Here is a 10,239-nt window from a genome sequence, read left to right on the forward strand (position 1 = left end):
ATGTTGCGATTAAAATCTGAGTTGCAGGTAAAAAACAATACGTTAAACAGTTACTTTCCTATCCGAACAAAAGATAGATATGACATTTTTGATTGGGACAGTGCACTAGGCCACGTGGTAAAACACGCCTACCGAAAAGAGTTTATTCCCTTTAAAGATCCTACAGATCTAACCGGTAAAAAGAAAAAGCAATTTGAACTAACAGACTTCAAAGAGGCTAGCCAAAAGACATTCTTGCGTAAGTTAGATGAAGCTGATTTTTGGCCGATTCTCGATAAGATGTATTTTCAAGGTGATGAACTGTTTAAGATTGCACCAGAATTCTTATTGTTCAAAACGAATAAGGCCGTTGGTAATACGCCAAACAGCCGCTTAGGCAATATGTTTGCTAGTTTGCTACAAGATTTTTCTTTTACAGAAAAACCGAATGCAAAGCTAAACTTTCTCGAACATCAGCTATATGACGTACTCAGCCTTCACCTTAAAACTCAGGATCCTGAAGAGAGTGATGTCGTGACTAAAGAGGCGCCATATTTGCCATTTATGGCTAACCATTTCCAACAAGATCTTACATTTTTAAGCAAACGGCCTAAATATTTACTGTCTATATTCAAAGATTTTCTTCGACTATATGCGCACTTGTATACTGCGCAATTGGCACTAAATTTAAAAGATTGGCGCTCAGGCGAGCCATGCCCTAAGTTGCATTACTTCATTTTAGATACCGAAAAAGCAAGTGATGAGCGTACATTGGTAAAGGACTACGGGCATAAGCAATTGTCTACAGCGCTTTGGAGTATCTTTCCTTACCTAGCCATGAACGAAAACCTGCAAGATAGTAAAAATCAGACTATGCCTATCTGGGCGTTTGCGCAAAACTTAGCAGAACACCCAACATGTGTAGATGCACTTGAAAACTACGCAGCTGAATTTAAAGAAACCAGACAACTTAATACCAGCCTATCGGATTCTAGAGACCCACTAGATCAACTCGACAATTTATTAAAGCTAGGTGCTGCGCAATTCAGTCGAGGTGAAACTCGATACGATATTAATTTGCAATACGTCAAATCAGCAGAAGCTGAGCTTTGCTCTCACTTTATTCAGAGTCGGGGGCGTGCAGGGCGTGTAATGGTGTTTAATCAAGACTACCTTATTTTATTGACCAATATTGCAGTGGGCGAAAAGGATAAGCTGCGATTCCATGAGCTTATCTTAGCTTTCGAAGCAAGAGGTGTCTTTTTTGACAAACAAAGCCAACAGGCTTTAATCGAATTTTACGAACGCATCGGCAATGTTGAGCGTATGAGTGACAGTGGAGATGCAGTATATGTCTTTAAAACAATTTAATGATTTTTTAGCTGAACTATTCCTAAATTGGGGACAGCATTCCATTAAGCCTGGCTATCGATATCAGTTTCAGTCTCCTGATAATGAAAATAGCTTGAAACTGTTTGACTCGATTGTATCAAAAGCCGATGGCACGATTGATGTTAAAGGCACGAAGTTATCAATAGTAACATGTGGTAACTCTCGTCTTTTGCCGGTATTACATAGCGAAGACTCGAATACAGCACCTGGTTTTACTGAGAACTTCATCTCACACTTGCGCGATGAAGTCGCAGGCCAATTCGGAGAGTTTGAAGACTGTGCATTGCTAGTGATCCACAATAGCATGCTAGACACGCTTATTAACTCTGCTGAAAATGTTGCACAGCCTGCAAGTATCTGGCACCCAGAGCAGATTAAACAAGCAATGTACAAGTTAATCGATGACGTTAACGGGACTCGAAAAGTCTCAGAATGTTTACTTGAGCATAGGTTTAATCAAATCGTTGATGATGGCGCAACCATGTTTGGTTTTGAAAAACTTTACAATGCACTACTCGATGGTGACCTCAAGTTTAGCGAGCTAGGTCTATTAAATGATCCTGCAATTTTGACGTGGGATGGTAAGCCAGAACAAATCAATAAACGACTCGATGAGAACAAACGGCTTTATGAAGATATTGAACGTATCACTCATCATTTCCCTAATGAATTGGAAGAAAAGCTTGCTGAAAAAGATTTCGGTTCTAAGTTTGTTGAGCGAAATTTTGGCGGAGAAGCCCTTGAAAGCTGGAAAACCGAATTAGAATTTAGTGCATGTAAGCAAGAGCAGGAAGCAAACAGAAAAAACCTATTAGAGCTCGAAAGTGAGGTGATCCTGCAAGGAGAGCTAATAGCAAAGAACAAGTCAGAAACCAAGGCGGGTCGCAGAGAGCGCCATTTGATTTTGGTTATAGAAGAAGACCAGCAAGATTTTGGTTTCGAGTTGACGTTTATTGGCGGTAAAATCGAACGTAAGCAGTGCTCAATTCTGCACAATAAAACAGACCTAATTGAAATCGCAAATCCAGTGAACTCAGGCGGAAAACGTAGCAGAGTGACGGTTACTGGCGCCTATACTGGCAAAGCGATGTTCTTCACTCTAGATCTAAAAAGAGAGAAAACAGCGGAACGCTATAAGTTTAAAGTGTTAGTGATTAGAAGCGGCGATTTCTATATCGATGCTTTTAGAAATAACTTCCTAATCGAACCACCAACTTCATCTAAGAAGACCGCGCGGATCACACTGCAAACTGAAGAGAGCAGCTTTGTGATTGGCATAGACGGTGGCAAAGAAGGCGCTAAAGCGGTACTCGATGAGATTGGACAGGTTTTCGACAATGAAACGACTAGCGAGATTAATTTCGAGCAAATAGCGAACGAGTCTGATGAGCTACACTTTGTCGTTAAAGGCCAAGACTCATGGCTAACGTTCAATGTTGAGGGCGCAATCGCAACAGACTCACTAACACTGCCACTGATCTTAGATAAAGACAGATTTACGCGACTATACCAAGATGACTACCTTGGTAGCTTTAATCGCTCAAAAAATAAAGTCTTACTCGATAACAAAGAACTTTCACCCAAGGGCAAGCGCTTAACCCTACTGCAGTGGGAAGCTGAAATTGTTGACGGCTTACTACTCACTAGGCGCGATGAGCAACAAATGCCGTTATCTCTCAACGATATTGAGGCAACCTACCCGTCGTTGTTTGTTGCTTACCGAGCATTATTTGACTATTACCATGAACACCGTACATTGCCGAGCCTCTGTAGTTGGGGGCCGGAGTATCGTGTTTTAGCGGGGCAGGTTGTAAAACAATACAATGATGCTATTAGCGCTATTGGCGATGATATTTTGCTTACCGCTGAGCAAAAGCAATTGATTAATATCGGATTTGCGACCTTTAGTGGCCAAGAATATATTACGCCATTCCACCCTATGGTCATTGCTTACTATTTATCATTAGCTGAGCATGTAACCCAAGATCAAAGTCATAGCTTTAAGACACTGCCAAAAGTGACGCTTGATAGACTAAATGCCCGTGGATTATTACCTTTTATCTACGACCCTATTCATGGTTTTTCCTTTAGTCAGTTAGAGAAAGAAAATAGCTTTTGGTTAGAACTCGTACCACAACAAGATACGAGCTTTTCCTATGTGCGTAAGCTAGTAAAAGATAAAGTCGGTGAATTTAAAAATGCCTTCTCGGCGCTGTTTAATGCAGGCCCGAAAGCGACATTGATTATTAACTCAGTTAATAATAAATCAAACCACGAAATTTTTATGGGGCTGGTTGATTTTGTTAAGGCTAATAAAGACAAGGTCTGTCAAATTCATGTAAATCTGTATGACGATAAACTTGTCTATAGTGAATTCGATCGTTTCGCCGAGACGGCGAGCTACGATGAGCTTAAAAACTTATATGAACTAGATAAAGGCGCTGTACGTGAGCAAGCGGATATGATTATCGATTTGCTACGCACTCGACTCACTTATAGTAAGTTTGAAAATGGCAAAATTGATGGCAAACAAGCTTATTCACACCTTAGCTTCTTTAGAAATAACAGCAAGGTAGAACCAAGAGATGTCAATGTTGATAAACAGCTAAGTGGTGTAGTCTGTCATGGTTTAATGGCGGGTGAAGCTGCTGCCAATAAGCAAGACAGCTACTTTACTGCATTCGGGCTCAAGAATGTCGATATCGAAGGGCAACCACATTTACAAATTGCCCAAAAGCTTGGCGGTCTTATCAAGCCGGCTCGTCTATCTAGCGAACCGACGGGTAACTCAAAGTCTATGGCGCTGGTGGTGAGTGATAACTTTAGAACCTTACTAGAGCGTTCTTATGTCAGTTCCATCTGGACGACCATTATTGACCCTAAGGTGACCTTAGACTTTTTCGAGAACGCAAAAGACATGGTGTTGATCCACTATTCGGATAACTACACCAACTCGGCGAATTACGACGCAATTACCGTTACACGCCAAACCGAGCTTTATAAGAAGGTGCTCGAGCAGGACGAAGGCGGGATAACTGAAGAGTTTAATGCCTTTAATGGTGAGTGGCTGCTTAAAATGATCACTGCTAATGCCAACGAGCGAAAAGAGAAAAAGGGCATTATTGGCGCGTATAAATTTGTAAACTGCTTACTGTCTCAATCCGACATTACTTGGGTACCGCTCTCGGTTGCCGAGATGATCCGTGTAACCGGTAACATCGGTCTTAAGATGTCTGATAGTGACTTCTCGCGTAACGTCCAAGGTTACAAGTCAGGCCTAATCTCAGATGATGTACTGTTTGTCGGCTTTAAAGATAAACAGATGTACGTGTTACCACTTGAAGTGAAAACCGGTATCAAACAAACCCACAGTAAAGGTGTGCAGCAAGCTAAAGAGCTTAAACGCTATCTGTGTGAAGACATATTGGGCCGTAATGACTTTGCAGGCATGTTATATCGTGGTCTGTTCATCAGACAGGTGCTGATGCAGATAGATAAGTATGAGCTATATAATCTCTATTCAGATACTTACTTTGACGGATTCTTAGCTGATCGAGAATGGTGGTTACAAGGTGACTACAGTATTGCTGAGCTAGCAAACTATCCAGACGGTTTCATGCTTTCTCATGTTGAAAACGATACTTTCTTTGAAGCAGATTTTAATGAAGTCGACGACATCTTAAAAATTCAGCTGCCTATTAGTTATTTGAAACAACTTGTTAGTACACCGCTGCGAGAGTTAATGACTGATGTTCGTCCCGAGCAACTTTGTCATATCCCAGAGAGGTATCTGCTTAAGTCTGGACATCAACCTATAAGCGTTGATTATGACCAAGGTTTTGATATTGTAACTCCAAATATAGACCCTGACTTGAATTTAAATGACAGTGGTGAATCTGGCGGCTATAACACTGAAGAGTCTACAGTTGTTGAAGATGAATTAAACGGTAACATAATTGAAGAGTTTGATGCTCCAAAGGTTAATGAAGTTGAAAACAGCCCATTATTAAAAGATCTAAGTTCTGCAGAACAATACGCCTTTATAGTTAAACGGTTAAAGTTTATTTATGAAAAAGATGTTAGTGCTCAAGAATTGAAAGGTATTAGCGCTGAAGAGTTTCGTTCTTTAGGCAATTTTACCCCAGCTAGAGTTCAAGAGTTCCTTGAATTGAAATCAGCTATAGCAAAACAGTATTGTTCGCAAACCTTTGAAACCTCTGCAGCAGTAGTACCGAGTGAAGAGCAAAATGTGCCTTCTTCAGAGTCGACTTATGACGATTATATTGAGAACAACGGTCACAAACATGCTCAAGTTACAGACAATGCTTTTAATCTAGACTCCCTAATTAAGGATGTAGAAAGTGAACAAGACTTTTCTTTTGTGATTAGAAGATTGAAGTTTGCATTCAACCGAGATCTTAAAGTAAGAGACGTACTCGCCGTCGGCATTGAAGGTTATAGACGATTAGGAAGCTTCACTCCGATGAGGATTGAAGAGTTCAAACAGTTTAAAAAGTTTTTACGGGCAAACACAGAATCGACGATTATGACGAGGCTTGCTGATGTGAATATTGAAGACGTTTCATCAACATCTGGGAAAGAAAAGCCAAGCCATAATTCAAATCTTGCATCAAAAACACCTGATGAGTCCGTTACAAGTTTTGAAGATGTGCTTAGTCCATTGGTAAGTACTGCATCAGTAATAACTCCAGACGATGAACTTGTCGAAGATAAAGTAGCTCAGAAAACAGAGAGGCAAGAAGAAAGGTCAGTTGAATCTACAATCGTTGATCCGAACACTGCTAATAGGAATGCAGAGCCAATCAAAATATTAATCGGACATGATGTGCGTGATAGTGCTGAAGTGTATTGGGAGCCAACCAATACCGCCAAATTTATGAATACCAACTCAGGCATTATTGGCACCATGGGTACAGGTAAAACACAGTGTACCAAGTCGGTAGTGACTCAGCTTTACCGCCAGCAAGCGCGTAATGTGGATGGTAAACCAATTGGTATTTTGATCTTCGATTACAAGTCAGATTATGTCGACGAGAAGTTTTTAACAGCCACTAACGGTAAAAAGTTTAACCTGCATAAACTGCCCTACAATCCGCTCAGCTTATTTGGTGATACACCTATGCTGCCTGTGCATACGGCACGTGGTTTCTCAGAGACTATGGGCAAAGCATTTGGTTTAGGGCAGAAGCAGCAGTTAAAGCTACGTAAGCTTATTGGTGAAGCTTATGAGCTGGCAGGGATTAAAAAGGGCGATCAAAGTACTTGGAGTAAGCCGGCACCAACGATTAATGATATTTGGGCATTGTTTGAAGAGACTGAGCCAACTGAAGATTCACTCTACGCAGCACTAGAAAGCTTGTATGAGCTGGAGATCTTCGAAGATAACCATGAAAAGTGCACTAGCTTATATGAACTGGTGGACGGCATAACAGTTGTCGAGTTAGCTGGTTACCCATCAGAAATTCAAAATCTGGTTGTGGCACTGACGATGGACTTGTTCTATTCGCAGATGCAAAAGCAAGGCAAACCGGAAGTGCAGGGCGACTTTAGACAAGTCACTAAGCTATTACTTGTTGATGAAGCCGATAACTTTATGTCGCAAAACTTCCCAAGTCTACGCAAGGTACTAAAAGAAGGGCGCGAGTACGGAGTGGGGGTGATTTTGTCGACGCAAGATATTACCCACTTTAAGACCAGCGAAAATGATTATTCGTCTTACATCTTAAGTTGGATTGTGCATCGGGTATCACAGATTAAAAACCAAGACATTAAGTCAATCTTCAACAAGGATGATAAGTCAGACCAAGAAAACCTGATGAAGAGCATTCGTGAGCTAGATAAGCACTACAGCTTATATGTGGATGGTGACAAGAAAGTGCAGAAGATCAAAGATAAAGCGTTTTGGGAACTGCTTGGCTAACAAGTTACCTAACAGACTGATAAAAAACACCCTTCGGGGTGTTTTTTGCAATAGCGCATATTATTAGCACCAAATAAATGTATATAATCAAATAACTACAGATTACTGAGTCAATTAAATGGATTTAACTCTCAAAAACCAAGATATCAATCACTTCTTAAGTTTGATCAATTCTAGTGTCACCAAGCCAATATTAATGCTATTAGCTGAAATGGAGCATTTAAATGACGCCAAATGAACTTAGGGCTGCAGTCTTAGCTGTAAAACGATGGTCTCGAAGTGATCAGCGTGCACCTAACAAACCATTAATGATGGCTTATGCTCTGTCGAAGTACCTCCAAGGCCATGGTCAATATTTTGATTATGAAACTGAAGTTGACGAAGAGGTCACTGAGTTGCTTAAACGGTTTGGTCCGGCTCGCACTAGTTATCATGCTGAGTATCCATTTTGGCGTTTAAGAAACGATAATATTTGGGCGCTGAATAATGCAGAAGACTGCATTGCTCGAAAGAGTAATACTGACCCTAGCAAACGTGAACTAATTAAACATAAGGTAAGCGGTGGTTTTAACGCTGCTGCTTATAACTTGATTAAACAAGACTCTAACTTAACCTTAGAGCTGTTAGAAACAATTCTACAAGATAGTTTTCCACAGAGTATTGTTGATGATATTACGCGTCACCTAGGTCTTGAATTCAGCTTTAAGCAAGTTCAAAAACGAGATCCTAAGTTTAGAAAAGAGGTATTACGCGCCTATAACTACCAGTGTGCGGTTTGTGGCTTTGATCTGCGAATGGATGACATAACGGTAGGACTAGAAGCCGCCCATATCAAGTGGAAGCAGTTCCATGGGCCGTGCGATGTAACCAATGGTTTAACCCTATGTGCTGTTCACCATAAAGCCTTTGATAAAGGTGCCTTTACTATTACTCAGGACTACACCATAAAGCTGTCAGAAAGCCTTAATGGTGGGGAGCAAGCACAACGCTTGTTTTTTGATTTAGAGAATAAGCGCATTAATTTACCAAAGAAAGATAATTGGCTGCCAAACATTGATTTTCTAAGTTGGCATCATAAAGAAGTCTTAAAATAAGTATTAAACTAGAGATAAATCATGACAATAGTAAGTGCAGAACCAACGAAAGATTTTTTTATAAGCATGTTAACTAGGGATATTTCACTATTATCTGCCTTAGTTGATCTTATTGATAATAGTGTAGATGCCGCACTTTTAACAGGAGGCTTTGTAGGTAAAAATATTGAAATCGAAATCAATAAGGATTACTTCTCTATTAAGGATAACTGTGGGGGAATATCAAAGCTGGCTGCAGAGAATTACGCATTCAAATTTGGCCGCCCAGCAAGTGCACCAGATACCCCTCATTCTGTGGGTCGATTTGGCGTTGGAATGAAAAGAGCTTTGTTTAAACTCGGTAAGGTTTTTCATATTGAGTCACGGCATGAAGAACACTCATTTAATATTAATGTTAATGTTGATGAGTGGATTGGTTCAGCTGACGATTGGAATTTTCAACTCGAAGAGATAGAAGTTCAAAGTGATGATTACGGCACAAAGATTAAGGTCAGTAATCTTCATGGAAGTATTTCAGAAAAGTTTGATGACAGAGTGTTTGTTAATAGTTTGATAAGTATGGTGGGTAAAGCTCATCACAAAGTACTAGCCAATGGTTTACGTGTTAAAATAAATGGCGAAGAGGTTCAAACTAAGGATATCCTAATAAAAAATAGTGATGATCTAGGTTTTTATAGTGAGTCATTTGAAATTAATGGAGTTTTAATTGTTATTAAAGCTGGTGTTGGCGAACGTAACTTGCATCAAGGTGGTTGGTATGTTTACTGTAATGATAGGATGATAGAAGAAGCTTCGACAACAGCTATGACTGGGTGGGGAGTAGATGGCATCCGTAGCTATCATACGGATTTCGCCTTCTTTAGAGGTGTTATAGAGTTTAATAGTGCTGATGGCGCCAAGTTACCATGGAATACGACAAAAACAGGTATAGATACTGATAATCCTATTTACCGTACCGCACTCGTTAAAATGAAAGTGGCAATGAGAAAAATATTACTTTTATTGAGCGAAAGGATAAAGGAGCAAAATGCGGTCGATCTTGGCTCTATCGAAGAGTCGATGATTAATAAGGCTATCGTCGAAGCCCCATTAACTTCGATTTTTGGTTTGAAATTAGCAGAGTCTTTTATTAGACCAACGTTCAATCAGCCACCTAAACAAATTACTGAAAGACGAATTTCCTATTCTGTTAAAGATAGTGAGTTGATGATAGTCAAAGATAGCCTTGGGCTTAATACAAATAAGGATGTAGGGTTGTATACATTCCGTCATTATTTAGAGAATGAGTGTTAATCATGGCTTCAGGTGACGTAATTAACTACTCAGTACGACCAGCTAAATTTGTTGAAAGAAAAGTGATTAGGGATATGCTTATTAACCTTAATCGTTTTGTTCCTATATCTGATTATAAGTATATCGGTTTTGGTTCTAAATATTTCGCAGATTTTAGTTTGTTTCATAAAACATTGCATATTAATGATATGGTAAGCATTGAGGGAGATGTTGAAAATCATGAAAAATATTTTTTCAACAAACCATTTGAATGTATTGATGTCATAATGGGAATGTCAAATGATGCTTTGCCTAAAATTGAATATAACAAAAAATTTATACCTTGGCTGGATTATGATTTCGGTATTGATATAACAATGCTTAATGATGTTGGGATTTTAATTGAGAACTTAGTTTCTGGTACAGTCGTAATGACAAGCTATAACTCTATAGCTCATAAGATCGGCAAGCTAAGGGAAGAATATAATGACGAAGATAGTTCACATAAAGAACTACTTATCAAAAAGTTGAAAGATCTTGTTTCTGATGACTATATTCCTG

Annotated in this window: 5 protein-coding genes; all 5 read left to right on the forward strand. The window is 39.6% G+C overall.

The annotated features are described in order from the left end of the window. Entirely contained in the window at nt 1-1,350 is a 1,350-nt protein-coding gene (gene dptG / locus K5Q73_RS20550; protein ID WP_220763075.1) for a DNA phosphorothioation-dependent restriction protein DptG, read from the forward strand. Then, nucleotides 1,322-7,312, forward strand: coding sequence for a DNA phosphorothioation-dependent restriction protein DptH (gene dptH, locus K5Q73_RS21645; RefSeq protein ID WP_259650790.1), 5,991 nt, complete (start codon nt 1,322-1,324; stop codon nt 7,310-7,312). The genes dptG and dptH overlap by 29 nt, the downstream gene beginning before the upstream one ends. A gap of 224 nt (nt 7,313-7,536) precedes the next feature. After that, the gene (locus K5Q73_RS20565; RefSeq protein ID WP_220763077.1) at nt 7,537-8,406 is read left to right on the forward strand and encodes a phosphorothioated DNA-binding restriction endonuclease; all 870 of its coding nucleotides are present in this window, start codon (nt 7,537-7,539) and stop codon (nt 8,404-8,406) included. A 21-nt stretch (nt 8,407-8,427) separates the two neighbouring features. Continuing rightward, the gene (locus K5Q73_RS20570; RefSeq protein WP_220763079.1) at nt 8,428-9,699 is read left to right on the forward strand and encodes an ATP-binding protein; all 1,272 of its coding nucleotides are present in this window, start codon (nt 8,428-8,430) and stop codon (nt 9,697-9,699) included. A 2-nt stretch (nt 9,700-9,701) separates the two neighbouring features. Beyond that, nucleotides 9,702-10,239: O-methyltransferase (locus K5Q73_RS20575; protein WP_220766175.1), on the forward strand; the 538-nt coding region annotated here is incomplete at its 3' end.

Source organism: Shewanella sp. MBTL60-112-B2 (genome assembly GCF_019655055.1).
GTDB lineage: Bacteria > Pseudomonadota > Gammaproteobacteria > Enterobacterales > Shewanellaceae > Shewanella.